This is a genomic window from Luteimonas saliphila (genome assembly GCF_016774335.1).
GTDB classification, from domain to species: Bacteria; Pseudomonadota; Gammaproteobacteria; order Xanthomonadales; family Xanthomonadaceae; genus Luteimonas; species Luteimonas saliphila.
In genome coordinates this window covers 118,546-145,117 of record NZ_JAETWA010000036.1, presented here as the reverse complement: position 1 = coordinate 145,117, position 26,572 = coordinate 118,546, and the positions used below count along the sequence as shown (strand labels likewise).

General features: G+C 70.3%; 22 protein-coding genes. 14 read left to right on the top strand and 8 right to left on the bottom strand.

Annotation, left to right across the window (positions count from 1 at the left end):
• Positions 1–15 precede the first annotated feature (15 nt).
• Positions 16–939: a LysR substrate-binding domain-containing protein gene (locus JMO03_RS09965; protein WP_202842930.1), complete on the bottom strand. Its 924-nt coding sequence runs from the start codon at positions 937–939 to the stop codon at positions 16–18.
• 102 nt (positions 940–1,041) lie between these two features.
• Between JMO03_RS09965 and JMO03_RS09960 the strand changes: the two genes are divergently transcribed.
• The 3 genes from JMO03_RS09960 (at position 1,042) to JMO03_RS09950 (ending at position 4,206) form a co-directional block, all read left to right on the top strand.
• A complete protein-coding gene (locus tag JMO03_RS09960) occupies positions 1,042–1,941 on the top strand; it encodes a DMT family transporter (RefSeq protein WP_202842928.1) in 900 nt (299 codons plus the stop codon).
• Entirely contained in the window at positions 1,938–2,831 is an 894-nt protein-coding gene (locus tag JMO03_RS09955) for a cyclase family protein (protein ID WP_202842926.1), read from the top strand. Before JMO03_RS09960 ends, JMO03_RS09955 begins: the two co-directional genes overlap by 4 nt.
• Before the next feature lie 115 nt (positions 2,832–2,946).
• On the top strand, positions 2,947–4,206 hold the full coding sequence (locus JMO03_RS09950) for an amidohydrolase family protein (RefSeq protein ID WP_202842923.1): 1,260 nt from the start codon (positions 2,947–2,949) through the stop codon (positions 4,204–4,206).
• Between the two features lie 52 nt (positions 4,207–4,258).
• Here the strand turns inward: JMO03_RS09950 and JMO03_RS09945 are convergent, their stop codons facing one another.
• The 6 genes from JMO03_RS09945 to JMO03_RS09920 form a co-directional block, all read right to left on the bottom strand.
• A complete protein-coding gene (locus JMO03_RS09945; RefSeq protein WP_202842922.1) occupies positions 4,259–5,590 on the bottom strand; it encodes an NTP/NDP exchange transporter in 1,332 nt (443 codons plus the stop codon).
• 12 nt (positions 5,591–5,602) lie between these two features.
• Positions 5,603–6,586, bottom strand: coding sequence for an aldo/keto reductase (locus JMO03_RS09940; protein WP_202842921.1), 984 nt, complete (start codon positions 6,584–6,586; stop codon positions 5,603–5,605).
• A 210-nt stretch (positions 6,587–6,796) separates the two neighbouring features.
• A complete protein-coding gene (locus JMO03_RS09935) occupies positions 6,797–7,621 on the bottom strand; it encodes a DUF72 domain-containing protein (RefSeq protein WP_202842920.1) in 825 nt (274 codons plus the stop codon).
• Positions 7,611–7,973, bottom strand: coding sequence for an MmcQ/YjbR family DNA-binding protein (locus JMO03_RS09930; RefSeq protein WP_202842919.1), 363 nt, complete (start codon positions 7,971–7,973; stop codon positions 7,611–7,613). Before JMO03_RS09930 ends, JMO03_RS09935 begins: the two co-directional genes overlap by 11 nt.
• The gene (locus JMO03_RS09925) at positions 7,970–8,401 is read right to left on the bottom strand and encodes a VOC family protein (RefSeq protein WP_202842918.1); all 432 of its coding nucleotides are present in this window, start codon (positions 8,399–8,401) and stop codon (positions 7,970–7,972) included. Before JMO03_RS09925 ends, JMO03_RS09930 begins: the two co-directional genes overlap by 4 nt.
• An 82-nt stretch (positions 8,402–8,483) precedes the next feature.
• Positions 8,484–9,299 (bottom strand): helix-turn-helix domain-containing protein, encoded by an 816-nt coding sequence (locus JMO03_RS09920; RefSeq protein WP_202842916.1) that lies wholly within the window; start codon positions 9,297–9,299, stop codon positions 8,484–8,486.
• Positions 9,300–9,418: 119 nt separating this feature from the next.
• Here JMO03_RS09920 and JMO03_RS09915 point away from each other — a divergent pair, with 119 nt between their 5' ends.
• Entirely contained in the window at positions 9,419–10,654 is a 1,236-nt protein-coding gene (locus JMO03_RS09915) for a patatin-like phospholipase family protein (RefSeq protein ID WP_202842915.1), read from the top strand.
• Positions 10,655–10,722: 68 nt separating this feature from the next.
• Here JMO03_RS09915 and JMO03_RS09910 read toward each other — a convergent pair whose 3' ends face one another.
• A complete protein-coding gene (locus tag JMO03_RS09910) occupies positions 10,723–12,546 on the bottom strand; it encodes a DUF885 domain-containing protein (protein ID WP_202843046.1) in 1,824 nt (607 codons plus the stop codon).
• A gap of 210 nt (positions 12,547–12,756) precedes the next feature.
• On the opposite strand from JMO03_RS09910, the gene JMO03_RS09905 reads away from it, so the two are divergent.
• The 10 genes from JMO03_RS09905 (at position 12,757) to JMO03_RS09860 (ending at position 26,512) form a co-directional block, all read left to right on the top strand.
• Positions 12,757–14,388, top strand: a complete 1,632-nt coding sequence (locus JMO03_RS09905; RefSeq protein ID WP_202842914.1) for a TldD/PmbA family protein — start codon at positions 12,757–12,759, stop codon at positions 14,386–14,388.
• Positions 14,389–14,546: 158 nt separating this feature from the next.
• Positions 14,547–16,181 carry a TldD/PmbA family protein gene (locus tag JMO03_RS09900; protein WP_202842913.1) on the top strand — a complete coding sequence of 545 codons (1,635 nt, stop codon included), beginning with the start codon at positions 14,547–14,549 and terminating at the stop codon, positions 16,179–16,181.
• 22 nt (positions 16,182–16,203) lie between these two features.
• Complete coding sequence (locus tag JMO03_RS09895; protein WP_202842912.1) at positions 16,204–17,538, top strand: TldD/PmbA family protein; 1,335 nt, start codon at positions 16,204–16,206, stop codon at positions 17,536–17,538.
• 572 nt (positions 17,539–18,110) lie between these two features.
• Positions 18,111–18,809 carry a DUF4159 domain-containing protein gene (locus JMO03_RS09890; RefSeq protein ID WP_202842911.1) on the top strand — a complete coding sequence of 233 codons (699 nt, stop codon included), beginning with the start codon at positions 18,111–18,113 and terminating at the stop codon, positions 18,807–18,809.
• Positions 18,810–18,973: 164 nt separating this feature from the next.
• Complete coding sequence (locus JMO03_RS09885; RefSeq protein ID WP_202842909.1) at positions 18,974–19,972, top strand: AAA family ATPase; 999 nt, start codon at positions 18,974–18,976, stop codon at positions 19,970–19,972.
• 11 nt (positions 19,973–19,983) lie between these two features.
• The gene (locus JMO03_RS09880) at positions 19,984–20,880 is read left to right on the top strand and encodes a DUF58 domain-containing protein (protein WP_202842907.1); all 897 of its coding nucleotides are present in this window, start codon (positions 19,984–19,986) and stop codon (positions 20,878–20,880) included.
• Positions 20,877–22,040 (top strand): BatA domain-containing protein, encoded by a 1,164-nt coding sequence (locus JMO03_RS09875; protein ID WP_202842905.1) that lies wholly within the window; start codon positions 20,877–20,879, stop codon positions 22,038–22,040. The genes JMO03_RS09880 and JMO03_RS09875 overlap by 4 nt, the downstream gene beginning before the upstream one ends.
• Positions 22,037–24,259 carry a hypothetical protein gene (locus tag JMO03_RS09870; RefSeq protein ID WP_337926395.1) on the top strand — a complete coding sequence of 741 codons (2,223 nt, stop codon included), beginning with the start codon at positions 22,037–22,039 and terminating at the stop codon, positions 24,257–24,259. Before JMO03_RS09875 ends, JMO03_RS09870 begins: the two co-directional genes overlap by 4 nt.
• Entirely contained in the window at positions 24,256–26,130 is a 1,875-nt protein-coding gene (locus JMO03_RS09865; RefSeq protein WP_202842904.1) for a carboxypeptidase regulatory-like domain-containing protein, read from the top strand. Before JMO03_RS09870 ends, JMO03_RS09865 begins: the two co-directional genes overlap by 4 nt.
• 31 nt (positions 26,131–26,161) lie before the next feature.
• Positions 26,162–26,512 carry a GFA family protein gene (locus JMO03_RS09860; RefSeq protein ID WP_202842903.1) on the top strand — a complete coding sequence of 117 codons (351 nt, stop codon included), beginning with the start codon at positions 26,162–26,164 and terminating at the stop codon, positions 26,510–26,512.
• The last annotated feature ends 60 nt before the right edge of the window (positions 26,513–26,572 follow it).

Genomic DNA, 26,572 nt, shown 5'->3' with positions numbered 1-26,572 from the left:
CCGATGCGTCATCTCTCAGCGGCGCGGCTTGCGGACGGACGCGGTGTCGGGCGTCGGGCCGGCCGGTTGCGACGCCAGCCAGTCGATTACCCGCCGCACCGCAGGGCGTGGCCGGCGGTGGGCGGGGTAGACGATGTAATAGGCGTAGCGGCCCGTCATCGCCTCTCCCGGCAGCCGCAGCAGTTGTCCGCTCGAGAGCCAGGGCGCGACGATGCGCTCTCGCGCCAGCGCCGCGCCGAGGCCGATCGCCGCCGCGCGCAGCATGTCGGTGCTGTCGCTGAACACGAAACGCTCGTCGATGCGCGCGCCGTGCACGGAATTGGCGCGGAACCAGTCGTGCCAGCCCTGGTGGGACAGGTCGGCCACCAGCGGCAGGCGCAGGATGTCGGCGGCCGCGCGCACGTCCCCGAGTCCGGGAAGGGTCGGCGCCGCCACCGGGAACAGCGATTCGTCCATCAGCGGCAGCGCGTTCAGGCCCGGCCAGCGGCCCGGGCCATGGCGGATGCCGAGGTCGGGGCCGACGTCGTCGAACCGGGTCAGCGAGATCTCGGTATCCACGCGCATCCGGATGTCCGGGTGCGCCGCCGCGAACGCCGGCAGCTTCGGGATCAGCCAGGTGTAAGCGAACGAATGCAGGGTGGTGATGCGCACGGTGTGGGCATCGTCGCGGCGGCTGCGCAGGTCCTGCATCGCGCCGTCGATGTCGTGGATCGCGTTGCCGGCGACATCGGCCAGGTGGCGGCCCTCGGCGGTGAGCGAGACGCCGCGCGCATGGCGCTGGAACAGGGCCACGCCCAGCCGCGCTTCCAGCTTGCGGACGTGGTGGCTGACCGCGCTCGCCGTGAGGTGCAGCTCCTCCGCGGCGTGGGCGAAGTTCTGGTGGCGGGCCGCGGACTCGAACGCGGCGAGGGCGGGAAGCCAGTCGGAACGCAGTGCCATGCGAGCCACAAATCCTGCTCGTGTCTTGGTCGAAAAGTATGCGCTTGTGCGCCGCGTGCGAACAAGCAGAATCACCGGGTCGGCCCTCACGAGACTTTGCCCATGTCATTCCCGGACGTCGCAGTGGCACAGGCCCCGGGCGAGGAAGCCCGCGGCTGGCTGACGCCGCTGGAACTATGCGTGCTGGGTGCGATCTGGGGGGCGTCGTTCCTGTTCATGCGCATCGCCGCCAACGACTTCGGCCCGGCGCCCCTGGTCGAGGTCCGGCTGGCGCTGGGATCGCTGGTGCTGCTACCGTTCCTGTGGCGCGCGCGGGCGCGGTTCCCGTTGCGGCTGTGGCCGAAGCTGGCGCTGATCGGTGCGATCAATTCCGCGGTGCCGTTCCTGCTGTTCGCCTGGGCCGCGCAGCGCGCACCGGCCGGCATCGGCGCGATCGCCAACGCGATGACGGTGCTGTTCACCGCGCTGGTGGGTTTCCTGTTCTTCGGCGAGCGCATCGGCACGCGCCGCTCGCTGGCGCTGCTGATCGGGTTCGTCGGCGTCGTGGTGCTGGCCAGCGGCAAGATCGCGGGCATGAGCGTGGGCGCGGCCGCGCTCGCAGGCGCCGCCGCCTCGTTGTTGTATGGACTCGGCATCAACCTGGTGCGCCGCCATCTCACCGGCCTGCCGCCGGCCGCGGTCGCCTCGGCGACCCTGGGCGTCGCGGCGGTGCTCACCCTGCCGCTGGCCATCGCCTGGTGGCCGGTGCAGCCGATCCCGGCCGCGTCGTGGCTGTCCGCCGCGGCGCTCGGGGTACTGTGCACCGGCGCCGCCTTCGTGATGTATTACCGCCTGATCGGACGCATCGGCGCCAGTCGCGCCTCGACCGTCACCTACCTGGTGCCGCTGTTCGGCGTCGGCTGGGCCTGGTGGCTGCTCGGCGAGCCGGTCACGTTGACCATGGTGCTCGCCGGCGCGCTGATCCTGGGCAGCGTGGCCTTCAGCCAGAGGACGCCGCGATGACGCAGAAGCGGGTGCAGTTCGATTTCGAACTGGAGTTCACCAACGGCGGCGGGCTGCAGGGGCAGGGCTTCCGCCTGGACATCGACGGCGATACGATCGACGACGGGGACCTGGCCGACTACATCGTGCGCGACCTGCGCCTGCTGATGGCCGGCCCGGTGCGGATCATGAACAAGTCGGTCATCGACGAGCCGCACAAGCGCAACCGCGAGCCGCAGCCACGGCTGCGCGGGATCGTGGAACTGAGCCACGTCGTCGGCGACGGCACCATGACCTATCCGGGGCTGCCGGCGCCGAGGATCTGCGACTACCTGAGCCGGGAACAGTCCCGTGCGCACTACGAGGCAGGGACCGAGTTCCAGATCGCACGGATCGACATGGTCGCCAACACCGGCACCTACGTCGACTGCCCTTTCCATCGCTACGCCGACGGCAAGGACCTGGCGCAGATGCCGGCCTCGGCGTTCGCCGACCTCGACGCGGTGATGATCGATGCCGACCACCGGCAGGGGCGCGCGATCGACGTCGCGCAGCTGCGCGAGATCGAGGTGCGCGGTCGCGCGGTGCTGCTCCGGACGGGCTGGGATGCGTACTGGGAAACCCCGGAGTACGCGCTCGGGCACCCGTTCCTCACCGAAGCCGGCGCGCGCTACCTGCGCGACTGCGGCGTCGCGCTGGTCGGCATCGACTCGATGAACATCGACGACACCCGTGGTGGCGCGCGGCCCGTGCACACGATCCTGCTGAGTGCGGAGATCCCGATCGTCGAGCACCTGTGCAACCTCTCGGCGCTGCCGCGCGACGGCTTCCGCTTCACCGCGCTGCCGCCGCGCTTCGCCGGGGTCGGCACCTTCCCGGTGCGTGCTATCGCGATCCTGGGCGAACCCTGATCCGGGGTTCCCACCCGGCGCATGCGGGTGGCCGCTTCGGAGTGGACCTTCGGCATTGGCCCCAACGGCGTGCACGCTTACCATCCGGGATCCACCCCGAACAATGTGCATATCGATGATCCGTGCCCTGTGGCTATATCTGTCGCTTGCCCTCGTCTGCATCAGCGCGCAGACCGCTTCAGCCCGCGACCTGGCGGTGGTCAACGCCCGCATCGTCTCTGCACCGGACGCCAGCCCGATCGCACGCGGCACGGTGCTGGTGCGCGATGGGCGCATCGCGGCGATCGGTGACGCCGCGGAGGTGGACGTGCCCGGGGACGCGGAGATCGTCGATGCGCAAGGCGGCACCGTCGTCGCCGGCTTCTGGAACAGCCACGTGCACCTGATGGCGCCGCCGCTCGACCGCGCCAGCGCGCATGCCGGCGACGTGCTGTCACAGACGCTGACGTCCGCGTACCTGCGCTGGGGATTCACCACGATCTTCGACATCGCTTCGGCGCCGGGCAATGCGATCGCGTTGCGCGAGCGCATTGCCGCAGGCGAGGTCGACGGCCCGCATATCCTGACCGTCGATGCGCCGTTCTTTCCCAAGGACGGCAAGCCGGTCTATGTTCCCGACGAACTGGGTGGATGGGCGCCGCGGCTGGCTGAAGTCGCCACGCCGGCGGAAGCGGCGGCGCGGGCGCGGCGGCAACTGGACGAGGGTGCCGATGGCCTGAAGCTGTTCGGTGGCGCCATCGTCGGCGGCGAGGTCGGCGTGCTGCCGATGGATTTGGACGTCGCTCGTGCGGTGGTCGAAGTCGCGCATGTCGCCGGCAAGCGCGTGTTCGTGCATCCGACCAATGCCGAAGGCATCGCAGTCGCGATCGACAGCGGCGCCGACGTGCTCGCGCACACCGCGCCGCAGGCCGGGCCGTGGCCGGAGGCGCTACTGCGGCGCATGGTGGAGGACGACATGGCGCTGGTGCCGACGCTGTCGCTGTTCGAGGTCGAGATGCGCAAGGAAGGCGTGCCCGAGGCGATCATCCAGCGTGAGGTCGGCATTACCAAACAGCAGGTGGCCGCGTTCGCCGCGGCGGGCGGTGCGGTGCTGTTCGGCACCGACGCGGGCTATGTCGACGCCTACGACACGAGCGTCGAGCTGCGGCTGATGCACGCGGCCGGGATGGACTGGCGCCGCATCCTCGACAGCATGACCGCGGCCCCGGCGGCCTACTTCGGCCATGCGCAGCGCAAGGGACGGATCGCCGAGGGGCTGGATGCCGACCTGGTGGTGCTGCGCGGCGATCCGGCGGAAGACGTCGCTGCATTCGCCGACGTGCGCTACACGCTGCGCGGCGGCAGGCTCGTGTACCGCGCGGAGACGGAAGACTGAGCACGCAGGTGGTGGCGGTATCTGGGGGTGGCGCGGAGATCGCCGCGCTGGTCTAGCGTGCTTGCGGATGCTCCGGTGCATCACGCGGCGGGAGCGTCCGTGCCGCATCGGCGCGCCGCTGCTGCGCGCGCCCCAGCCACAGGCCCAGCATCGCCCAGAACAGCGCCAGCGGCACCACCACGGTCACCAGCCCGCCGAGCGCGAGGCCGATCCGGCCCAGCAGGCCTTCGGTCTGCGCACCCACCACGTCGCCGGCGCGGTAGACGAAGGTGTCGATGAAGGCCTTGGCCTTGTACTTGTCCTCGCGGCTGATCACGGTGAACAGGGCTTCGCGCGCCGGACGGGTGAGGCCGCGCTGCACCGCCTTGTTCATCGCCTCGAGCGCGATCAGCATCGCGAACGAGCCGTAGATCGCCAGCCCGATGAAGCCCAGCGCGGTGGCCAACGGCAGCGCCGCCAGCGCCACCGCCAGACCGAAGCGGCGGATGATCTGGCCGGTGAGCGTGAGCTGCAGCACCAGCACCGCGACCTGGGTCCACATGTCGATGTTGCCGAGCAGGCCGGTTCGCGCATCGAGCTCGCTCTCGGCGCCCGCCACCATCTGCAGGCGGGTGAAGTAGATGAAGGTCGCAACCACCGTCATCGTCAGCACGTAGCCGGCGATGCCCAGCAGGTAGGGCGAGGAGAACACCGCGCGGAAACCGGCCCAGGCGCTGCCGCCGATGAGGGTCGCTTCCTCCACGGCGGGCAGCACCTCATCGGTCGCTCCCGGAGCGCGATCCGGCCGCGTCCACACCAGCCACCACGCCAGTGCGATCGCGAACCCGAGGAAGCCGGCCGCCACCAGCAGCAGCGCCGGCGTGCCCAGCGGTTCGGCCAGCTGCGAGGCCAGCCAGGGGCCGAAGATCGCACCGAGCGTGCCGCCCACCGCGATCAGCGCGAACAGCCGCTTGCCCTGTTCGCTGGAGAAGCGGTCGGCCAGCAGCGCCCAGAACACCATGGTCACGAACAGGTTGAACACGCTGAACCAGACGTAGAACACCTGGCCGCTGCGCGCGCCCACCGCGCCCGGCGCGAACACCAGCAGCGACCAGAACCCGACCAGGCTCAGCGCGAAGAACGCATAGGTCGCCGAAATGAAGTGCAGGCGCCGGAAGCGGCTGACCAGCCAGCCGAACAGCGGGTTGACCGCGAGCGTGACCACTGCCGTGCCGATGAACAGCCAGCGCACGCTGTCGATGCCGCGTTCCATGCCCAGCGCATCGCGCGCAGGCCGCAGCATCATCAGCGCGCTCAGGATGCAGAAGAAGAACAGGCCGGCGATCAGCACCGGCGCGAGCTCGCCGCGCCGGAGGTTGAACAGGTCGGACAGGCGCTCGCGCATCGCGGCGTGCGCTCAGCCGAACATCGCGACCAGCTCGGCCTGTTGCGCCTCGTCCAGCAACGGTCCGACCCCACCCTTGAGGTTGTCGGCCTGGCGCTCGGGCTTGCCGGTGGCCGGGATCACCACCGTCACCGCCGGGTGGCTGAGCACGAACTTCAGGAACATCTGCGCCCACGAGGTCACGCCCGCGTCGGCGGCCCAGCCCGGCAGGTCCTTGCCGCGGGCGGTCGCGAACAGCTTGCCGTCGTCGAAGGCGCGGTTGACCATCACCGCGATGCCCAGTTCCTGCGCGGCGGGGAACAGCGACCGCGCCGCCTGCGGCGCATTGACCGAATAGTTGATCTGGACGAAATCCGGCTTCTCCGTGCGCATCAGCCGCTCGGTCTCGGCATGGCCGCTTTCCAGATAGTGGGTGATGCCGATGTACTTCGCCTTGCCCTGCGCCTTGAGTTCGCGCGCGTAGGGCATCGCCTCGGCCATGTTGCGCAGGTTGTGCACCTGCAGCAGCTCCACCTTGTCGGTGCGCAGCCGGCGCAGCGAATCGGCCCACTGCGCCTCGAGCGCGGCGCGGCTGTCGGCCGCGAGCTTGGTGGCGAGGAAGCAGCGCTCGCGCCAGCCGCCGTCGGCGAGCAGCGCGCCGACCACGTCCTCCGCGTTCGAATAGTTGGGCGAGGTATCGATCACGCTGCCACCGCCCTCGAAGAACACCTTCAACACAGCCTTGAGCGAGGCGAATTCCGCCGAATCCAGCGGTACCTCGTAGCTGCCCGACGTGCCGACGCCGATCGCCGGAATCGTCTCGCCGCTGGAGGGAATCGTGCGCATGAGCAGGGCGCCACCGAGCGGTGCGATATCGGCGATCGACCCGGCGGGTTTTTCGCGCGGCTCCGGTGTCGCGCCGTTCGGGCGTTCCTGGCTGCAGGCCGCAAGCGGCGCGAGTGCGAAGCCGGTGGCGGCCAGGCTGGCAGTGGCGATGAAATCGCGGCGGCTGGTCATGGCGGATCTCCTCGGATCGGTCGAAGCGTCGGTAGGCCCGAGCCTGCCCGAGGCTGCCGTAAGCATCCGTGAGAATCCAGTGCCGGAAGTGACCGTAGCCCGGACAAGGCCGCAGGCCGCATCCGGGTCACCCCGTGACCAACCGCGCGTCGGCCGCCATGGTCATTCGCGATTCGCATGCCGCCGCCGGTCCCTCCCCGGCGGCGGGCACTATCCGCCGCGCGCGCCCAGCAGTCGCAGCAGCGCCATCGCCGCGGCGGGATTGCGCTCCTTGGCCGCGGCAATGAAGAACACGAACACGTCGCGCTTGCGGCGAGGCGCCGCGTCGCCGGTCAGTACCGGGAGATCCTCCGGCGTGCCGCCTTCGGCCCAGGTCCGCACCCGCCCCGCCCATGCCTGCAGCTGCGCCGGCGGGTAGCCGGTCGCGAGGCCGGCCTGCGCGCGCATCAACCGCGCGTAGACGAAGTCGGCCGTCGCGTCGGCGAAGCTCGGATGCTCTTCCGAGTCGGTGAACACCGTCGCCATGCCATGGCGGCGGGCGAGGGCGACGAAGCCGGCATCGACGAAGCCCGGATCGCGCACGTCCAGCACGTGGCGCAGGCGCAGGCCACCGGCGTCGCGCGGCAGCAGCTCGAGGAAGGCGGCGAACCCGTCGCGGTCGATGCGGGTGCCGGCGTCGAACTGCCACACCAGCGGCCCGAGCCGGTCGCCGAGCTCGACGATGCCGTCGATGAAGTCCTCCACCTGCGGTCCGACCTTGGCCAGGGCCTTCGATTGCATGATCCGCTTCGGCGCCTTGGCCGAGAACAGGAAGCCTTCCGGCGTCTGCTCCCGCCATTTGGCGTAGGTTGCCGGCTTCTGCGTGCCGTAGTAGGTGCCGTTGATCTCGATCGCGGAGAGTTGCCGGCTGGCGTGTTCCAGCTCGCGCCGCTGCACCAGCCCCTTCGGGTAGAAGTTGTCGCGCCAGGGCGCATACGTCCAGCCGCCGATGCCGACGCGGATCCCGTCGACCGCGGGCACGCCGTCAGCCGACATGACGAGCCCACTGCGGCTGCAGCTTTGGCAACAGCCGCTTCGGCGCCTTGCGCGACCAGGCCTGCACCAGCAGGCGTTCCGCGAGCGTCTCATCCACCGTCTGCAGATCCACGCGCAGCCCCAGGACGCGACGACCCCAATGCAAGGCCTCGACGCTGCCAGGATGCAGCGCCAGCATGCGTTGGCGTTCCTCCTCGTCGACGAAGGCGTGCAGGTGGCGCGTGTCGGGAGGCAGGGTGGCGAAGATCCCGCCACCCACCCGGAACGAGGCGTAGTCGAAGTGCGGCGCCTCGGTCGCGCCGGGCAGCGACAGCGCGATCGCGCGGACCTCGGCGATGGTGACGGGTTTCACCGGCCCGCCTTCCACGGATCGTAGCTGCCGAACCACCACAGGTGGCCCTCCGGATCGCGACAGGCGTAGCCGCGGCCGCCGTAGTCCTGGTCGGCGATGTCGATCACGATCGTCGCGCCCGCGGCTTTCGCGCGGCGATAGTGCGCGTCGACGTCGCGCACGATCACGCACGGACTCTGCGTCTGGCGGCCTCCGATCTCGTCCGGTTGCACGATCTGCCCGCCCCATTCCGACCCGGCATGCACGGAGCCGAGCATGACCATGCCGTTGCCGAAGGTCAGTTCCGCGTGGTGGACGGTGTCGCCGTCGGCATAGACCGCACGCTTCTCGAAATCGAATGCGCCGCACAGCCACTCGATCGCCGCCGGGGCGTCGCGGTAGCGCAGGCAGGGGATGATGGTGCTGGTGGTGTCGGCGGCATTGCTCATGTGCGTCTCCGGTGAAGGGCGCCGGCGTGGCGCTGGGAGATCCTGCCGCGGCATGCGGCCGGCGTCTTGTAGATTCCGGCACTCAGGCCAGCGGCACGTGGTGGTGCCATGGACTGCGCCGCGCCATCCAGTCGGTGGGGGTCATGCCGGAGAAGGCGCGGAACTCGTGCGCCAGGTGGGCCTGGTCGTGGTAACCGCCGTCGGCGGCGATCCCCGCCCAGTCGATGCGCGATTCGCGTCGCGCCTGCGCCACCACCCCGTGGAAACGCTGGAGGCGCGCGTAACGCTTGGGCGACATGCCCACCTGCTCGCGGAACAGTTGGCCGAACCGGCGCGGGGACAGGCGGCAATGCGCCGGGATCGCCGCGATGCGCTGGATGCCGGGAGCGGCATCGATCAACCGCAACGCGTGCACGATCGCCGGATGCATCGCGGCCCCGGCCGCGCGCGCATGCGCCGCGAGCCAGCGACCGACGAGGTCCACGCGCGCATGCGCATCGGGCGCCGTGAGCAGCCGCTCGCGCAGCGTGCGCGCGGCGCCTGCGGCCAGCGCATCGAGGTCGACCTGGCGGTTGGCGATCGCATCCATCCGCTCGCGGAAGAACGGGGCGGCAGCGCCGGTGCGGAACACCACGCCGACCACCGCGGTCTGCTCCGCGGTGTCGATCGTGAAGCCGCGGTGCGCGGGCGCGTCGAGCGACGCGCCCGCATTGCGCGTGCAGCGCAGGCCCTCGTCGTAGACCCGGGTCTCGTCCTGCGCGAGGTTGATCACCAGTTGCGGCTTCGCGGTCGGCAGCATGCGGTCGAATCGATGCGCGGGCTGCGCCTGGACGCAGTCCCAGATCGATTCGACCAGCGACGACAGCGGCGCGGCGGGCTGGACGACCAGCAGGCCCATGGCGTGGCTCCGGGGGGTGTGTCCCGCGGAAGGTTAACAGGGCGGCCGGGCCACGGCGGTCATCGATCGTGCACGGGCAACCGGTAAGCTGCGAGCGTGGGGGGACAGGAGCGAATGCGATGTCCCTGGTCGAACGGTTGAAGGCATGGTGGCGCGGCCTTGCGCGCGGACGGCGCGCGAAACCCGTGCTCGTCGAAGCGGACGCGGAGCAGGCGCCGCAGGATGCGGCTCGCGCGTTGCCCGGGCGGGCGGCTGCCGGCCGTGGCGGGAGAAAGGCGACGGCCACGGCGGGACAGGAGGTTTCGCCGCGCGCCGCCGCCGCAGCGCGTCCGATCCGGCTGGCGTTGCAGGGCGGTGGCTCGCACGGCGCCTTCACATGGGGCGTGCTCGACGGCCTGCTGCAGCGCGACGACATCGTCGTCGAAGCGGCCTCGGGCGCCAGTGCGGGCGCTCTGAACGCGGCGGTGCTCGCATGCGGGTGGGCGAAGGACGGGCGCGAGGGCGCGCGGGCTGCGCTGCAGGCGTTCTGGCGCGACGTGGGCGCGGCCGGCGGCGCCAGCCTGCTGCCGCTGCAGGCCTCCGCGTTCGGTCCGCCGTTCGACCTGGCGTCGGTGCCGGGCTACGACTGGGCCAGCCGCTTCCTGCGCACGCTCAGCCCCTACGACTACAACCCGCTCAACCTCAACCCGCTGCGCGACGTGCTGTTGCGGCACATCGACGTCGACGCGCTCCGGGAGGGGCCGGTGCGCGTGTTCGTCACCGCCACCGCGGTGCGCAGCGGCGAGGCGCAGGTGTTCCATGGCGACGCGCTGGGGGTGGATGCGCTGCTGGCCTCGGCCTGCCTGCCGTTCCTGTTCCAGGCCGTCGAGATCGACGGCGAGCCGTACTGGGACGGCGGCTACAGCGGCAATCCCTCGATCCATCCCCTGATCGACCCGGGCGAGGAGTGCGACATCGTCGTGGTGCGGGTCAATCCCGCGCATCGCGAAGGCGTGCCCCGGCGCAGCACGCAGATCATGGATCGGATCGGCGAGATCACCTTCAACGCCAGCCTGATCGGCGAGCTGCGGATGATCGCGCAGCTCAACCGGCTGCAACGGCGGCTGGCCGCGCGCGGTGCGCGCCCGGCGCAGTGCCGGCTGCACGTGATCGCCGACGACGTCGATCTCGCCACCCTGCCGGCCTCCAGCCGGATGCGGGTCGACCCCGCCTTCGTCGAGCGCCTGCACGGCCTGGGACAGGCGGCGGTCGCGCAATTCCTGGAGGCGCATGGCGACGCGATCGGGCAGCGTTCGAGCCATTCGCCGGCGGGAGACGAGGCGCAGGCGGAGGAAGAAGCCCGGCCGGACGCTTGAGCGCCGGCGTTGCCTGCGGATGAGGTTCCGCCGGTGCGCGGCAGGCGCACACCGGCAGTCCCCGGTGCCTACTCGACCGGTTCGTCCAGCAACAGCTGGCGCGCGAACCGCACCGGAGGCGCACCGTAGGACAGCATGCCGTCGTGGTAGGCCTTGAGGTCGAACGCGTCGCCGAGCTTGGCCTCCGCCGCCTTGCGCGCGTCGAAGTGCTCCTGCGCGCCGACGAAGTAGGTTGCCAGCTGGGTGGACGACAGCTGCGCGCGGATCCACTTGCCGTCGGCCTCGCTCTGCTGCTGGAAGGTCTGGCGCACCATCAGGTCCATCGCCTGTTCCTTCGTCCAGCCGTCGACGTGCAGGCCCTGGTCGAGGATCGCGTTGGCGACCGCGCGCGCGTAGAACTTGAGCTGCATCAGCCGGAACAGCGGGTCGTTGTCGAGGTAGCCGGCGTCGGCCATCATCCGCTCGGTGTACACCGCCCAGCCTTCGGCGAACGGGCCGGAGCGGAACACCGCGCGCAGCGTCGAGGGAAAGCGTGCCGAGTGCGCGCCCTCGAGATAATGCCCGGGCATCGCCTCGTGGATGGTCAGCACGTGGATCAGGCGCTTGTTGTACTCGCGCAGGAACGAGTCGACCTGTTCGTCGTTCCAGTCCTCGGGGATCGGGGAGATCGCGTAGTAGGTGTCGAGGCCCTTGTCGAGCGGCCCGGGCGAATCGGCGTACGCCACGGAGAAACCGCGCTGGAATTCCGGCATCAGGATGATCTGCACCGGGTCGTCCGGCACCGTCACCAGGTCCTTCCCGCGCACGAACGCGGTCGCCACCTCGAGCGTGTGCTTCGCGAAATCCACCACTTCCTCGCGCCCGGGCCGGTCTTCGTAGGCCAGTTCCATCGCCGCCTCGATCGCCGCCTGCCGCTGCTCCTCGCTGGGCGAGTCGGGGGTCTCCGGCGCACCGGGACGATCGCGCAGCACGGTCCTGGCCACCGCGTACATCTCCTCGCGGATGCGCGCCAGCTCGGCCTCGGCGCGCTGGCGGATCTGCTGCCGCGTCAGCGAGGAATTGAGCGCGAACTTCAGTTTCGCGTCGTACCGCTCGGCGCCGATCCGGAACTCGCCCTTCGCGTTCGGCACCAGGGTGCCGTCGAGCCACTGCTGGTGCTGTTCCACCGCTTCGCGCAGGTTGGCCACCGCCGCATCCAGACGTGCACGCTGCTCACCCTGAAGCTGGTCTGCGTTCGGGGTGATGAAGGTGTCGATCAGGGTCAGCACGCCCTTGTTCTGTTTCGCCACCGTGTCGGCATGGGCCCTGGGGACGCGCGCCGGGTCGAGGTTCTCGCGCGCCTGTGCGAGCAGGGCCGGGATCTTCTCCATGCGCGCGATGGCCGAGTCCAGCCGCTGCGGCATCGGTGCGAATTCCCGCGCCATCAGGCCGTAGATCGCACCGCCGGCCAGGCCGCTGTAGAGCTGCGGATCCCAGGCCCAGCTCTGCATCGTCTGCGCATCCCACAGCGCGTACTCGAGCTGGTTGCGCAGGATCTTCGCGTCGACCTGGTTGTCGCGCGAGAGCGTGGCGAGGTCGATCGCGTCGAGTTCGGCGAGCATGCGCTTGTTGAATTCGTCCGACCGGCCGCGTCCGGCCGCCGACAGGTCGTCGATCTCGCTGTCGAAACGATGGTCGCCGATCTGGGTGGCGGACACCGGCGAGAGCGCCATCGCCTCGTCGAGATAGCGCTTCGACAGGTCGGCGAAGGCAGCGTCGGCCTGCGACGCCACGGCGCTCGCGTCGGGACTGGCGCTGGCGGTCCCCGCGGGTGCGGCGGGCGTCGTCGTCTCGGCATTGCAAGCGGCGAGCGCGAGGGCGAGGAAGGCGATGGCGGGCAGGCGCTGGGACATGGCGTTCACGCGGGAAGAGGATGCGCGACAGGATAGCGCCCGCTGCATGGTCGTGCCCGTGCCGCAGCGGCGGTGCGCGCGCAACGCGCGGCGCCGGCGCGGATGTGCCGAAAGTCACGCCTGGTGCGCAGCGGATGCCAGGGCACGCGCGTTATGCTGGAAAGACGCGCAGGAGCCGCCTCGCCGAGGCAGGCATGCGGAGGAATGCACATGCAGCGACGCGATTTCCTGGCCCTCGGAGGCCTCGGCGCCGGCAGTCTGGTGCTGCCGGCGTTCCTCGGCAGGGCGATCGCCGCCGAGCAACTGCTGGAGACGATGGACGTCGCTCTGAAGCGACGCCTTGCCGATGCGGCACTGCAGGCGGCGACGTCCGCCGGCGCGTCGTATTGCGACGTACGCGTCGGCCGCTATCTGCGACAGTCGCTGATCACGCGCGAGGCGCTGGTGCTCAACGTGGCCAACGAGGAATCGGTCGGCGTCGGCGTCCGGGTGATCGCAGACCATGCATGGGGCTTCGCGGCCACCAGCCGGCTCGATCCCGGCTCGGTGGCCGCCGCGGCGCGCCAGGCCGCGGCGATCGCCAAAGCCAATGCGCGGATCCAGACGCAGCCGGTGCAACTGGCCGACGCGCCCGGGGTGGGCGAGGTGTCGTGGAAGACGCCGATCGCGATCAACGGCATGGAAGTGCCGATCCGCGACAAGCTCGATCTGCTGCTGTCGGTCAATGCGGCCGCGATGGAGGCGGGCGCGAGTTTCGCCGCGTCGCGCATGTTCCTGGTCAACGAGCAGAAATTCTTCGCCTGCACCGACGGTTCCTACATCGACCAGGACGTGCACCGGATCTGGGCGCCGTTCACGGTGACCGCGATCGACAAGGCCAGCGGCAGGTTCCGCACGCGCGACGGGCTGTCCGCGCCGATGGGCCTGGGCTACGAGTACCTGGACGCGGATCCGTCGCAGCGCTTCGAGCTGCCGGGCGGCGTGGTCGCCTATGGCCGTTCCTACGACATGCGCGCCGATGCGGTCGCCGCCGCGAAGCAGGCGCAGGCGAAGCTGAAGGCGCCCTCGGTCAAGCCCGGCAAGTACGACCTGGTGATCGACCCGAGCAACCTGTTCCTGACCATCCACGAAAACGTCGGCCATCCGCTGGAACTCGACCGCGTGCTCGGCTACGAGGCCAACTACGCCGGCACCAGCTTCGCCACGCTCGACAAGCGCGGCAGCTTCCGCTGGGGTAGCGAGCGGGTGAACCTGTACGCCGACCGCACCGAGCCCGGCAGCCTCGGTGCGGTCGGCTACGACGACGAAGGCGTGAGGTGCAAGCGCTGGGACCTGGTAAAGGACGGTGTGCTGGTCGACTACCAGTCGGTCCGCGACCAGGCCCACATCCTCGGCAAGACCGCATCCGATGGCTGCTGCTATGCCGATTCCTGGTCGAGCGTGCAGTTCCAGCGCATGCCCAACGTGTCGCTGGCGCCCGGCAAGTCGCCGCTCGACGTGGCCGAGATGATCGCCGGCGTGGAGAACGGCCTGTACATCCACGGCCGCGGCTCGTACTCGATCGACCAGCAGCGCTACAACGCCCAGTTCGGCGCGCAGCTGATGTTCGCCATCCGCGACGGCCAGGTACAGGAGCTGGTGGAGGACGGCGCCTACCAGATCCGCACTCCGGAGTTCTGGAACGCCTGCTCGGCGATCTGCGACGAACGCGATTTCCGCCTCGGCGGCTCGTTCTTCGACGGCAAGGGCCAGCCGAGCCAGGTCTCGGCGGTCTCGCACGGCGCGGCGACCACGCGCTTCGACGGCCAGAACGTCATCAATACGGCGCGCTCGCTGGGCTGAGCCGCGCGGCGGGCGTCCCCGACCGTGCCAAAAGTCATTTGCGCCGGCGCACCCGGGCCGCCCAGAATCGGAACACCCTCCGGGCCGGGTGCCGTGCACCTGGCTCCGGGCCGATGCCGCGGCGCCGATGCCGCGGCCACGACGACGGAGATGCCCCCTTGCAACGACGCGACTTCCTGGCCCTTGGCGGCCTCGGCATGGGCAGCCTCGCGCTGCCGGCATGGCTGGGCAAGGCGATCGCCGCCGACCAGCTCCTCACCACGCTGGAACTCCCGGTCAAGAAGCAGCTCGCCGACGCGGCGCTGCAGGCCGCCCGCGGATCCGGCGCCAGCTACTGCGACGTGCGCATCGGCCGCTACCTGCGCCAGTTCGTGATGACCCGCGAAGACAAGGTGCAGAACGTGGTCAACACCGAATCCACCGGCGTGGGCGTGCGCGTGATCGCCGACGGCGCCTGGGGCTTCGCCGCGACCAACGGCCTCACCACCGATTCGGTGGCCGAGGCGGCGCGCCGTGCGACCGCGATCGCCAAGGCCAACGCGAAGGTGCAGACCGCGCCGGTGCAGCTGGCGCCCGCGCCGGGGTACGGCGAGGTCGCCTGGAAGACGCCGATCCGCAGGAACGCGATGGAAGTGCCGGTGAAGGACAAGGTCGACCTGCTGCTGTCGGTCAACGCCGCTGCGACCAATGCCGGCGCCAGTTTCATCAACTCCACCCTGTTCCTGGTGAACGAGCAGAAGTACTTCGCCTCCACCGACGGCTCCTACATCGACCAGGACGTGCACAGGATCTGGGCGCCGATGACGGTGACGGCGATCGACAAGGCCAGCGGCAAGTTCCGTACCCGCGAAGGGTTGTCGGCACCGATGGGCCTGGGCTACGAGTACCTCGACGGCGACCGCAGCCAGAAGTTCGTCTCGCCCAACGGCGTGGTCAACTACGGCCAGTCCTACGACATGCTCGAGGACGCGGTGGCCGCGGCGAAGCAGGCCCAGGAGAAGCTCAGGGCGCCTTCGGTCAAGCCGGGCAAGTACGACCTGGTGCTCGATCCCTCGCACACCTGGCTGACGATCCACGAATCGGTCGGGCATCCGCTGGAGCTCGATCGCGTGCTCGGCTACGAGGCCAACTACGCCGGCACCAGCTTCGCCACCCTGGACAAGCGCGAGGAGCGCTTCCAGTACGGCAGCGAACTGGTCACCCTGTTCGCCGACAAGACCCAGCCGGGCAGCCTCGGCGCGGTCGGCTACGACGACGAAGGCGTGAAGTGCAAGCGCTGGGACCTGGTGAAGGACGGCGTCCTGGTCGACTACCAGACCATCCGCGACCAGGCCCACATCGTCGGCAAGGACGAGTCCGACGGCTGCTGCTATGCCGACTCGTGGTCGAGCGTGCAGTTCCAGCGCATGGCCAACGTCTCGCTCGCGGCCGGCACGGAGAAGCTCTCGGTGGCCGACATGGTGAAGGACGTGGAGAACGGCATCTACATCATCGGCGACGGCTCGTTCTCGATCGACCAGCAGCGCTACAACGCCCAGTTCGGCGGCCAGCTGTTCTACGAGATCAAGGACGGCGCGATCACCGGGATGATCGAGGACGTGGCCTACCAGATCCGCACGCCGGAGTTCTGGAACGCGTGCTCGGCGATCTGCGACGAGAGCGATTACCGCCTGGGCGGCTCGTTCTTCGACGGCAAGGGCCAGCCGGGGCAGGTGTCTGCGGTCTCGCACGGCTCGAGTACGGCGCGCTTCAACGGCATCAACGTCATCAACACCGCGCGTTCGCTCGGCTGACCGGCACAGGAGACACGAATCCATGAGCATCTTTACCGAAGCCGAAGCCAAGGCGATCCTCGACAAGGTCATCGCGCTGTCCACTGCGGACGAGTGCACGGCCACCCTCGGCGGCGGCACCAGCGGCAACATCCGTTTCGCGCTGAACAATGTCTCCACCAGCGGCATCGTCGACGATGTCGAACTCGGCGTGAGCGTGGCGTTCGGCAAGCGCGTCGGCACCGCGACCATCAACGAGTTCGACGACGCCTCGCTCGAGCGCGTGGTGCGCCGCGCGGAGGACCTGGCGCGGCTGGCCCCGGAAAATCCGGAGTTCATGCCGGCGATCGGCAAGCAGTCCTACACGCCCACCAGCACCTTCAGCGCCGCCACCGCGGCGATCACCCCCGAGCAGCGCGCCCAGGTGGCGGTGGATTCGATCGCACCCTGTCGCTCGTCGGGACTGGTCGCGGCCGGCTTCCTCGAGGACAGCCAGTCCTTCACCGCGATCGCCAACAGCAACGGCAACTTCGCCTACCAGACTTCGACCAGCGCCGACTACACGTGCACGGTGCGTACCGAGGATGGGCGCGGTTCGGGCTGGGTCGGCCGCAACGTCACCGACATCGGAGGCCTGGACGCGGGTCGCGACGTCGCCATCGCCATCCGCAAGGCGCGCGATTCGGCCGATGCCAAGGCGCTGGAACCGGGCAAGTACACGGTGATCCTGGAGCCGCATGCCGCCGCGGGCCTGATCTCGTTCATGATGTTCTTCTTCGACGCGCGCCAGGCCGACGAGGGCCGCAGCTTCCTGTCGAAGAAGGGCGGCGGCAACAAGATCGGCGAGCAGGTCTACGACCCGCGGGTGAACATCTGGGCGGATCCCGGCGACGCCGACGTGGCCGTTCTGCCCTGGGACGACGAAGGCCAGCCGCGCAAGCGCATGCCGGTCATCCAGGACGGCAAGGTCGCGAACCTGCTGTACTCGCGCTACTGGGCGCAGCAGCAGGGCAAGCAAGCCGTGGCGATGCCGGGCAACCTGATCATGTCCGGCGGTACCAAGTCCACCGCCGACCTGGTGCGCGAGACCGATCGCGGCATACTGGTCACCCGCACCTGGTACATCCGCATGGTCGACCCGCAGACGGTGCTGCTCACCGGCCTGACCCGCGACGGCACGTTCTACATCGAGAACGGGCAGGTGAAGCACCCGGTGAAGAACTTCCGCTTCAACGAATCGCCGGTGATCATGCTCAACAACATCGACGAGCTGGGCAAGCCGGTGCGCGTGAGCGGCGACGAATCCCGCTTCGCGATGATGATCCCGCCGATGCGGTTGCGGGACTTCACGTTCACTTCGTTGTCAGACGCGGTGTGACGGCTCTGGCAGGATGCCCTTGATCTCACTCGACGCCGTCCAGATAGGTCTAGACCCGAAGGGCGCCGCCCATGGATGGGCGGCGTTTTCCGACCGAGGCAGGATGCCGAGTCGGAAAATCCCGATCGTCTATCAGTCTCGAGCTTGTGCACTTGCGGGGAAGGCCATTTCTTTTGGTGACTTTTCTTTGGGCCAGCAAAGAAAAGTTACCCGCTCGCTCGTGGCGAGCGGAAGCTCTTGCGTTCGTCTTTTTCCTTATAAACACGACAGCTCGAGTCAAGGGCAAGAGCTTCCGTCCGCTGAAGCGGACGGGTTCATTTCTTTTGGAAAGCGCCAAAAGAAACGAACCAAAGAAAAGCGCTTTCCCCGCAAGTGCACAAGCTCATGCCTGACCGTGGATCGGCATTTTCCGACTCGGCGTCCTGCCTCGGTCGGAAAACGGCGGGCATCCATGCCCGCCGCCCTCCGGGTGTGGAGGGTCGATCGCTGCTCTGTTCTCGTTGAAGATCAGCTTCCGGTCGGCCGCGAGTTGGCAGGTCTGGCGGCTCGACGTAGTCGGGTCATATAGAGTCATGAACCGCGCCGCGTTCCTGCGCATGATGCTCGGTGCCGCGGCCACGCTGGCGCTGCCACCCTTGCGGGCGCAGTCGGCGACCTACGATTTCTGGTTCACGCGGCTGCGCTACGACTCCGGCGACTGGGATGTCGATGCACGGATGCCGTCGAACCTGGTCACATCGCTGATCGACTACACCGGCCTGCGGGTGGATCCGGAGGAGCACGTGGTCGACCTGGCCGATCCGAAGATGCTGGCGGCGCCGTTCTGCTACCTGTCCGGACACAAGCTGGTCGAGTTCAACCCGGCCGAGCGGCGCAACTTCGAGCGTTACGTGCGCAACGGCGGGTTCGTGTTCGTCGACGACTGCAACCACGACATCGACGGGCTGTTCGCGAAGTCGTTCGAGGCGCAGATGGCGTCGATCTTCGGCGCCAGGGCGCTGAAGAAGCTGCCCAACAGCCACCCGATCTACAGCAGCTTCTTCCGGTTCCCGGACGGACCGCCTGCGACCAGTTTCGAGCTCAACGGCTGGGGCGACGACCTCGTCCACGACTATCTCAAGGGCATCGAGATCGACGGCCGGCTGGGCGTGCTCTACAGCAACAAGGACTACGGCTGCGAGTGGGACTACGACTGGCGCAACAAGCGCTTCCTCGCCGAGGACAACACGAAGTTCGCAGTCAACATCGTGATCTATGCGCTGACGGCATGAGAGGGATGTTTCGCACTTGCTGTCCCGATCATTTCGACCGAACCTGTCATTTCGACCAAAGGAAATCTGCTACCGGTCTCGAGAATGCGGATTTCTCCCTCCGGTCGAAATGACAAACGCGCGATTAAACCTCGCAATCGCTCCCGCCTCACTCAGCCCTGCCCATGACTGCCTCCCTCACCGAATCCGATATCCAGTTCCGCGTGGGCCGCCTGGCCGACCTGCGAGCCGCCATCGCCACCGCCATCGTCGGCCAGCACGAGGTCGTCGAGCAGTTACTCACCGGCCTGCTCGCAGGCGGGCACTGCCTGCTCGAGGGCGTGCCCGGGCTCGGCAAGACCCTGTTGGTGCGCACCCTGGGCCAGGCGCTCGCGCTGCAGTTCCGCAGGGTGCAGTTCACCCCGGACCTGATGCCGAGCGACCTGCTCGGCACCGAGCTGCTGGAGGAGGACCACGGCACCGGACACCGTCACTTCCGCTTCCAGCAGGGACCGGTGTTCACCAACCTGCTGCTGGCCGACGAACTCAACCGCACGCCGCCCAAGACCCAGGCCGCGCTGCTCGAGGCGATGCAGGAGCACACCGTCAGTTTCGCCGGCGTCACCCATCCGCTGCCGGCGCCGTTCTTCGTGCTGGCCACGCAGAACCCGATCGAACAGGCGGGCACCTATCCGTTGCCGGAAGCGCAGCTCGACCGGTTCCTGCTGCACATCGCGCTCGGGTATCCGGACGAACAGGAGGAGCGCGCGATCATCGCCCAGACCACGTCCAGCCACGTGGCGGAGGTGCCGCGGGTCATGGACGGGGAGGAAGTGCTGGCACTGCAGGCACTGGTGCGCGAGGTGCACGTGGGCGAGGAATTGCTGGCCTGGATCACGCGGATCGTGCGCGCGACCCGGCCGGGCGCAGCCGCGCCCCAGGTGGTGCGCGACTACGTGAAGTGGGGCGCGGGACCACGCGCGGGGCAGTCGCTGGTGCTGGCGTCGAAGGCGCGCGCGTTGCTGCACGGGCGCCTGGCCGCCACGCGCGAGGACGTGATGGCGCTGGCCGCGCCGGTGCTGCGCCATCGCCTGCTGCTGTCGTTCTCAGCCGAGGCCGAAGGCAAGCGGCCCGACGAGGTGATCGCCGCCCTGCTGCGCGACACGCCGCCTCCGGGCGCCTGAGCGCGACGACGATGGCCTGGGATCCGGTCACGCCCGGACTGCGCGCGCAGCTGCGCGGCCTGCGCATCGCCTCGCGTCGCGCCAGCGCGCTGCGCGGCGGTGGCCAGCATCGCAGTCGCGACAAGGGTGCAGGGCTCGAGTTCTCCCAGTACCGCGGCTACGAGCCGGGCGACGAGCCGCGCCGCATCGACTGGAAACTCTACGCCCGCAGCGACCGTTTCTTCGTACGCGAGGCCGAGCGCGACAGCCCGCTGGCGGTGTGGCTGCTGCTCGATGCCAGCGCATCGATGACGCAGGCCGACGAGCCGCGCCCGGACTGGTCGCGGCTGGACGCGGGCAAGGCATTGGCGGCATGCATCGCCGAGGTCGCGCTGCGCCAGGGGGATCGCGTCGGCCTGCTCGCGTTGCGCGACGATGCGGTGGCGTTCGTCCCGGCGGCCTCCGGATCGCGCCAGCGCGAGCGGCTGCTGTTCGAACTGCAGCGCCTGGACGCGTCCGGCGGCGTGCCTGCGGAGTCCCGGCTGCGACCGGTGTGGGAGCGCATCGGTGCCGACGACCTGGTGGTGGTGCTGGGCGATTTCCTCGACCAGGCCACGGTCGAGCTCGCGACGCGCCTGGCAGGCGCGCGTCGCGAGCTGCTGACGATCCAGCTGCTGACCGTAGCCGAACGCGATTTTCCCTTCGACGACGGGCGTCGCTTCCGCGACCCGGAAACCGGCGCGGAACTGCCCGGCGACGGCCGCGCGCTGCGCAACGGCTTCCTGTCGCGTTTCGCCGAGGCGCAGCGGGCACTGGACGCGCGGCTCGACCAGGCCGGCATCCGCCACGTGCGCTTCGTGCTGGACGAACCGCTGACCGCGCCGCTGCGCGCCCTGTTCGCCGATACGCCGGGCGCGGGTGGCGCATGAACCTGGTCCTGCTGCTGCCGGCCGCGCTTGCCGCGCTTGCCGCCCTGGCGCTGCCGTTGCTGCTGCACCTTGCGCGCCGCCAGCAGCAGAGGCCCACGGCATTCGCCGCGCTGCGCTGGTTGCAGGCGAACCCGAAGCCGCGACGGCGGATCCGTTTCGACGAATGGTGGCTGCTGCTGGTGCGATTGCTGCTGGTGGCGGCGTTGGCCTTGCTGCTCGCGCGGCCGGCGCTGCTCGGTGTGGAGGATGAAACGCCGCGCCTGCTGGTGGTGCCCGGCGTCGCGCCATCCGCGATCGCGGACGCGACCGCGCAAGCCGGCGAGTCCGATGCGCGATGGCTGGCGCCGGGCTTCCCGCCCGTCGACCGGCCGACGCCGCAGGGCAGGTTCGCGATTGCCAGCCTGCTGCGCGAGTTCGACGCCACGCTGCCCGCCGCGGCGCCGCTGACGGTGCTGGTGCCGGAGCGGTTGCGGGGCGCGGATGCCGCGCGGCTGCGACTGGCCCGCGCCGTGGACTGGCGAGTCATGCCGGCGGATGACGCGCGCGTCGATGTCGCGCCTTCAGCGCCACCGGTGCTCGCGATCCGCCACGACGAGGCGCATCGCGAAGCCGTGCGCTACCTGCGCGCGGCCACGCTCGCCTGGCAGGACGCCGATGCCCGCACCGACGTGGCGGTTTCCGCCGATGTGGCCGGTCCATTGCCGGACGACGCGCAGGTGCTGGCATGGCTGCGTTCCGACCCGCTGCCGGCCGCACTCCGCGCCTGGGTCGGGCAGGGCGGGCGGGTGCTGGTTGCGGACGATGCGCAGACGCCGGTGCGGCCTTCCGCGACCGTCGTCTGGCGCGATGCGGCGGGCCGGCCCCTGCTGACCGCCGCCGCGCTGGAAAAGGGACGCGTGCTGAGATTCACGCGTCCGCTGCAGCCGGACGCGATGCCGGAACTGCTCGATCCGGGCTTTCCGGCGCGACTGCGGGACGTGCTGCAGCCGGTCGTTCCGCCCACGCTGGTGGTCGCCAGCGATTACGCGCCCGCATCCGGCGCCGTCGCCCTGCCGGCCCCGCCGCGCGAACTGAGCCCGTGGCTCGCGTTGGCGATCGCGTTGCTGGCGCTGCTCGAGCGCTGGCTGGCCACCTCGCCACGACGGAGTGTCGCCGCGTGAATGCGCGGGACGTCATCGCGGGGATGCGGAGGGGCGTGCACCTGCGGGTGGCGCTCGACACGCTGCTGGTGCTGCTGCCCGCTACGGTCGCGCTTTGCGCGGTGGCATGGCGCATCGCTGGCCCGACGCCGGCCCTGGTGCTGGCGGCACTGGCGATCGTGGTCTGCGCTGCAGCCGTCCCGATCCGGCTCCGGCGCTTCGATCGCGGCTGGCTGATCGTGCGACTTGACGCCGCGCGGCGCGACCTGGACGACAGCAGCGGGCTGGTCTTCGCCGACCAGGCATCTCTCGGACCACTGCAACGCCTGCAACGCACGCGTGTCGGGCAGCGGCTGACAGGGAGGGCACCGCCGGACCTGCGCCCGGCATGGTCGAAGCGCGCGATCGCCGTCGCATGGTCGCTTTCCGCGCTGTGCGTGCTCGCCGCCATGCTGTGGCCCGCGCCACGCCTGCAGTCCACCGGTCCTTCGATCCCGGCATCCGCGCAGGCGGTCGCAGGCGAGCCGCGGTTGCTCGAAGCCATGCTGGAAGCGCGGCCGCCGACCTATACCGGCATCGCGGCCAGCCGCGCGGAATCGCTGGATGCGAAGGCACCGGTTGCCAGCACGCTCCGCTGGACGCTGCGGTATGCGCCGCAGCCCGGGGCGGTCGAGCTGGTGTTCCATGATGGCCGTCGCCTCGCATTGCAACGCGAGGGCGAGGACTGGACGGCGAGCCTGCCGCTGCAGGAATCCACCCTCTACCGGGTGGTGCCGCGGGGCGTGACCGGCGCCGCGCAATCCAGGCTGCATCGCCTCGATGCCGTGCCCGACCAGCCGCCGCGCGTGCGCGTGCTCGTGCCCGAGCGGAGCCTGACTCTGATGGCGGCGGGACAGCGCGACTGGCGCCTGCAGTTCGAGGTCGACGACGACCACGGCGTCGCCGCGCGGGCGCGGCTGCTGGTCACGCGCACCGAGGGCACCGGCGAGAACATCTCCTTCCAAGACCACGTGCGGGTGCTCGAAGGCCGCGGGGACCGGCGCAGCAGGCGCTTCGAGGTGCGACTGGTGCCGTCGGACTTCGGTCTGCAACGTGGCGAAGACCTGGTCGCGCGCCTGGAAGTGCTCGACAACCGCGCGCCGCAGCCGCAGCGCTCGCGCAGCGCCAGCGTGATCCTGCGCTGGCCGGCGGAGCCGGTGGTCGGCGCGGACGGACTCGACGGCCTCGCGCGCCAGGTCCTGCCCGCGTACTTCCGCAGCCAGCGCCAGATCATCATCGACGCCGAGGCGCTGATCGCCGAGCGGCCACGGCTGGCGGCGGAGGAGTTCGAACGTCGCTCGGATTCGACCGGGGTCGACCAGCGCCTGCTGCGCCTGCGCTACGGCCAGTTCCTTGGCGAGGAAAGCGAAGGCGGTCGCGCGCCGCCGACCAGCGACCTGCCCACCAGCGATCTGCCGGCCGGCGATCCCGGGGGAGCGCATGCGCATGATGACCATGACGACGACCAGGACGACAGCCACGCGCCGGCCACGCCGTCGCCCGACACGCACGACCACGACCATGCGGGCGAAGCCGGGGCGCCTGCCGCCGCCGGCTTCGGCGAGATGGACGACGTGCTCGAGGCCTTCGGCCACACTCACGACATCCCCGAAGCCGCGACCCTGCTCGATCCGCAGACCCGGGAAACCCTGCGCGCCGCGCTGCGCGAGATGTGGCAGTCGGAACTGCACCTGCGCCAGGCCGCGCCCGACCAGGCGCTGCCGTACGCCTACCGTGCGCTGGAGCTGATCAAGCAGGTGCAGCAGGCCGACCGCATCTACCTGCAGCGCGTGGGGACGCAACTTCCACCGATCGATGCGACGCGCCGGCTCGGCGGCAAGCGCGAGGGCATCGCCAACCGGTCGCTGCCGACACTGCCGGTCGCGCGCGGCGACGAGGCTCTGGCCGAGGCGTGGCGTTCGCTCGACGCGGGCGATGCGGAACGCCTGGTCGCGTCGCTCGATGCGTTGCAGGCATGGGTCGATGGCAACCGCGACCGCGTCGCCGATCCGCTGGCATGGATCGCGCGCATCGACGAGGCGCGCCAGGATCCGCGCTGCCACGACTGTCGCGCCGCCCTGCGCGCCCTGGTGTGGAGCGGCATGCCACGCCCGGCAGGCGGCATCGCGCGTCGCGCCGGAGACGATCCGGTCGCGCGCCGCTACCTCGATGCGTTGGACGCACCCGGAGCGGAGCGATGACGATGGCGCAAGCGGTCGCGCTGCTGCTGGCGCTCGCGGTGCTGGTCGCGTGGGTGCGGCTGCCGCGCGCGCACCGGCGCGATCCGCGCACGCCGCGCCCATGGCGCCTGTGCCTGCTGCTGGCGCTGCAACCGCTGCTTGCCGCCGCGCTCTACCTGGTGCTGTTCCCGCCACGTCACCCGGTCGCGCCGGCCACGCTTGCCGTGCTGACCGAAGGCGCCACGCTTGCCGAGACCGGTCCGGCTGCAGTGCGCGGCGTGCTGCTCGCGCTGCCGGAAGCGCGCGACGCCGGCGAGGCCTTGCGCGTGCCCGATCTCGCCACCGCCCTGCGCCAACATCCGGGGACCACGCAACTGCGCGTGATCGGTGCCGGTCTGGTCTCCCGCGACCGCGACGCGGCAGGCACGGTCGCGCTCGCATTCGATCCACCCCCGCTGCCGCCCGGCATCGTGCGCCTGTCGCCACCTCGCGCGATCACGCGCGGATCGGCCTTCATGCTGGAAGGTCGCGTCGAGGGCGTGCCGGGCGGGCAGGCCGAACTGCTCGATCCGGCGGGACGTCGCGTCGATGCGACCATGCTGCCGGAAGACGGCGGCTTCGCGTTGCGAAGCGTTGCACTGGAAGCGGGCACCGCGACGTTCGCCGTGCGCGTGCGCGATGCGAAGGGGCAGCAGGTCGCCACCGCGTCGGTGCCGCTGTGGATCGATGCGGCGGTCGTGCCGCGCGTGCTGCTGCTCGCGGGCGCGCCCAACCCGGACACGCGCGCGTTGCGGCGCTGGCTCGTGGACGCCGGGGCGCAAGTGCAGGGGCGGATCGCGCTCGGCGGCGGCGTGCAACTGGGGAGCGCGCCGCTCACCGACACGGCGCTCGACGAGGCCGACCTGCTGATCGTCGACGCACGCGCCTGGTCGGAACTGGGCGAGGCAGGGCGGACACGCGTGCTCGCCGCGGTGCGACGCGGCCTGGGCCTGCTGTTGCGCGGGGACGACGCATTGCCCGCCGACATGCTGCGCGGGCTGCGGGCTCCCGGTTTCACGATCGAAGGCGGTGCGGGGGTGCGGCCGTGGCATGTCCCCGGTCCGCGTCTGGACGGGGAAGAAGCCCTGCGCGGCCGCATGGGCAGCGGCAGCCGCGACGCGCCGTTCGATCCCGCGCAGGTGGAGGAAGAGGTGCCGCCGCTGTCGCGCCGCGCCTGGCGGGTGCAGGGCATCGACGCGGTCGCGCTCGAGCCAGGGGCGGACACGGGCGACGCCGCCGAGGCACCGGGCTGGTGGCGCGCCGAAGGCCGCGGCCGCATCGGCCTGTGGGGGGTGTCGGACAGCTACCGGCTGCCGCTGCATGGCCGGGCCGACCTGTACGCCGATCTCTGGAGCCCGGCGGTGGCCACGCTGGCGCGCGCGCGCTCGAGTGCGATGCCCGGGATCGAGGCGGGTGCGCGCGTGGGCCAGCGCCTCGCGATCTGCGCATGGCCGGAAGGCGCGCACATCGAAGCGCCCGACGGCCAGCGCGCGCAGCCGATCGTCGATCCGGCGAGCGGTGCGCGCCGCTGCGCGGGCTACTGGCCATCGGTGGCCGGCTGGCACCGGTTGCGCATGGGCGACGCGGTGCGGCCGTTCCATGTCGCGGCGGCGGATGCGGACCCCACGCAGCGGCTCGCGGAACTGCGCGAGGCCACGCTGCTGCTTGCCGCCGCGCCGCCGGTGTCCGGCGCGGACGCCACGGTGGCGCCGCGCAACACCGAACCGGGGCGCGCCTGGCCGTGGTTCCTGGCATGGCTGCTGCTGGCCGCGTTCGCCTGGTGGTTCGAACGCTCGCGCCTGGGCCTGGCCGCTGCTGTTTCGCAGCAAGACCCGCCGCGCGACCTGCGCTAACCTTGCCCGCGTCTTCCCGCGGAGCGCCACGATGACCACCTACCAGGGCAGTTGCCATTGCGGCCGCATCGCGTTCGAGGTCGAAGGCGAGGTCGACGAGGTGATCGACTGCAACTGCTCGATGTGCCGGCGTCGCGGCGGCCTGCTGGCCGCGTTCCCGCGCACCGCCCTGAGCCTGAAGACGCCCGAATCCGACCTCGGCACCTATCGCTTCAACAAACACGCGATCGACCACCATTTCTGTCCGGCCTGCGGCATCTCGCCCTTCAGCGAGGGCAAGGGGGCGGATGGCGCGACGATGACCATGGTCAACGTGCGTTGCCTGCCGGATGTCGACCTGGCCGGGCTGAAGGTCACGAGCTTCGATGGCGCCAGTTATTGATCGCGTATTGATCGCGGCACGCAGTCGATGCGGCAGGCATGACGGGCCGAACGGGAGCGA

Excerpts from the sequence above, each read along its gene's own strand:
- JMO03_RS09965 (WP_202842930.1), bottom strand. The coding sequence starts at position 939 with ATGGCACTGCGTTCCGACTGGCTTCCCGCCCTCGCCGCGTTCGAGTCC.
- JMO03_RS09960 (WP_202842928.1), top strand. The coding sequence starts at position 1,042 with ATGTCATTCCCGGACGTCGCAGTGGCACAGGCCCCGGGCGAGGAAGCC.
- JMO03_RS09955 (WP_202842926.1), top strand. The coding sequence starts at position 1,938 with ATGACGCAGAAGCGGGTGCAGTTCGATTTCGAACTGGAGTTCACCAAC.
- JMO03_RS09950 (WP_202842923.1), top strand. The coding sequence starts at position 2,947 with ATGATCCGTGCCCTGTGGCTATATCTGTCGCTTGCCCTCGTCTGCATC.
- JMO03_RS09945 (WP_202842922.1), bottom strand. The coding sequence starts at position 5,590 with ATGCGCGAGCGCCTGTCCGACCTGTTCAACCTCCGGCGCGGCGAGCTC.
- JMO03_RS09940 (WP_202842921.1), bottom strand. The coding sequence starts at position 6,586 with ATGACCAGCCGCCGCGATTTCATCGCCACTGCCAGCCTGGCCGCCACC.
- JMO03_RS09935 (WP_202842920.1), bottom strand. The coding sequence starts at position 7,621 with ATGTCGGCTGACGGCGTGCCCGCGGTCGACGGGATCCGCGTCGGCATC.
- JMO03_RS09925 (WP_202842918.1), bottom strand. The coding sequence starts at position 8,401 with ATGAGCAATGCCGCCGACACCACCAGCACCATCATCCCCTGCCTGCGC.
- JMO03_RS09920 (WP_202842916.1), bottom strand. The coding sequence starts at position 9,299 with ATGGGCCTGCTGGTCGTCCAGCCCGCCGCGCCGCTGTCGTCGCTGGTC.
- JMO03_RS09915 (WP_202842915.1), top strand. The coding sequence starts at position 9,419 with ATGTCCCTGGTCGAACGGTTGAAGGCATGGTGGCGCGGCCTTGCGCGC.
- JMO03_RS09910 (WP_202843046.1), bottom strand. The coding sequence starts at position 12,546 with ATGTCCCAGCGCCTGCCCGCCATCGCCTTCCTCGCCCTCGCGCTCGCC.
- JMO03_RS09905 (WP_202842914.1), top strand. The coding sequence starts at position 12,757 with ATGCAGCGACGCGATTTCCTGGCCCTCGGAGGCCTCGGCGCCGGCAGT.
- JMO03_RS09895 (WP_202842912.1), top strand. The coding sequence starts at position 16,204 with ATGAGCATCTTTACCGAAGCCGAAGCCAAGGCGATCCTCGACAAGGTC.
- JMO03_RS09890 (WP_202842911.1), top strand. The coding sequence starts at position 18,111 with ATGAACCGCGCCGCGTTCCTGCGCATGATGCTCGGTGCCGCGGCCACG.
- JMO03_RS09885 (WP_202842909.1), top strand. The coding sequence starts at position 18,974 with ATGACTGCCTCCCTCACCGAATCCGATATCCAGTTCCGCGTGGGCCGC.
- JMO03_RS09880 (WP_202842907.1), top strand. The coding sequence starts at position 19,984 with ATGGCCTGGGATCCGGTCACGCCCGGACTGCGCGCGCAGCTGCGCGGC.
- JMO03_RS09875 (WP_202842905.1), top strand. The coding sequence starts at position 20,877 with ATGAACCTGGTCCTGCTGCTGCCGGCCGCGCTTGCCGCGCTTGCCGCC.
- JMO03_RS09865 (WP_202842904.1), top strand. The coding sequence starts at position 24,256 with ATGACGATGGCGCAAGCGGTCGCGCTGCTGCTGGCGCTCGCGGTGCTG.
- JMO03_RS09860 (WP_202842903.1), top strand. The coding sequence starts at position 26,162 with ATGACCACCTACCAGGGCAGTTGCCATTGCGGCCGCATCGCGTTCGAG.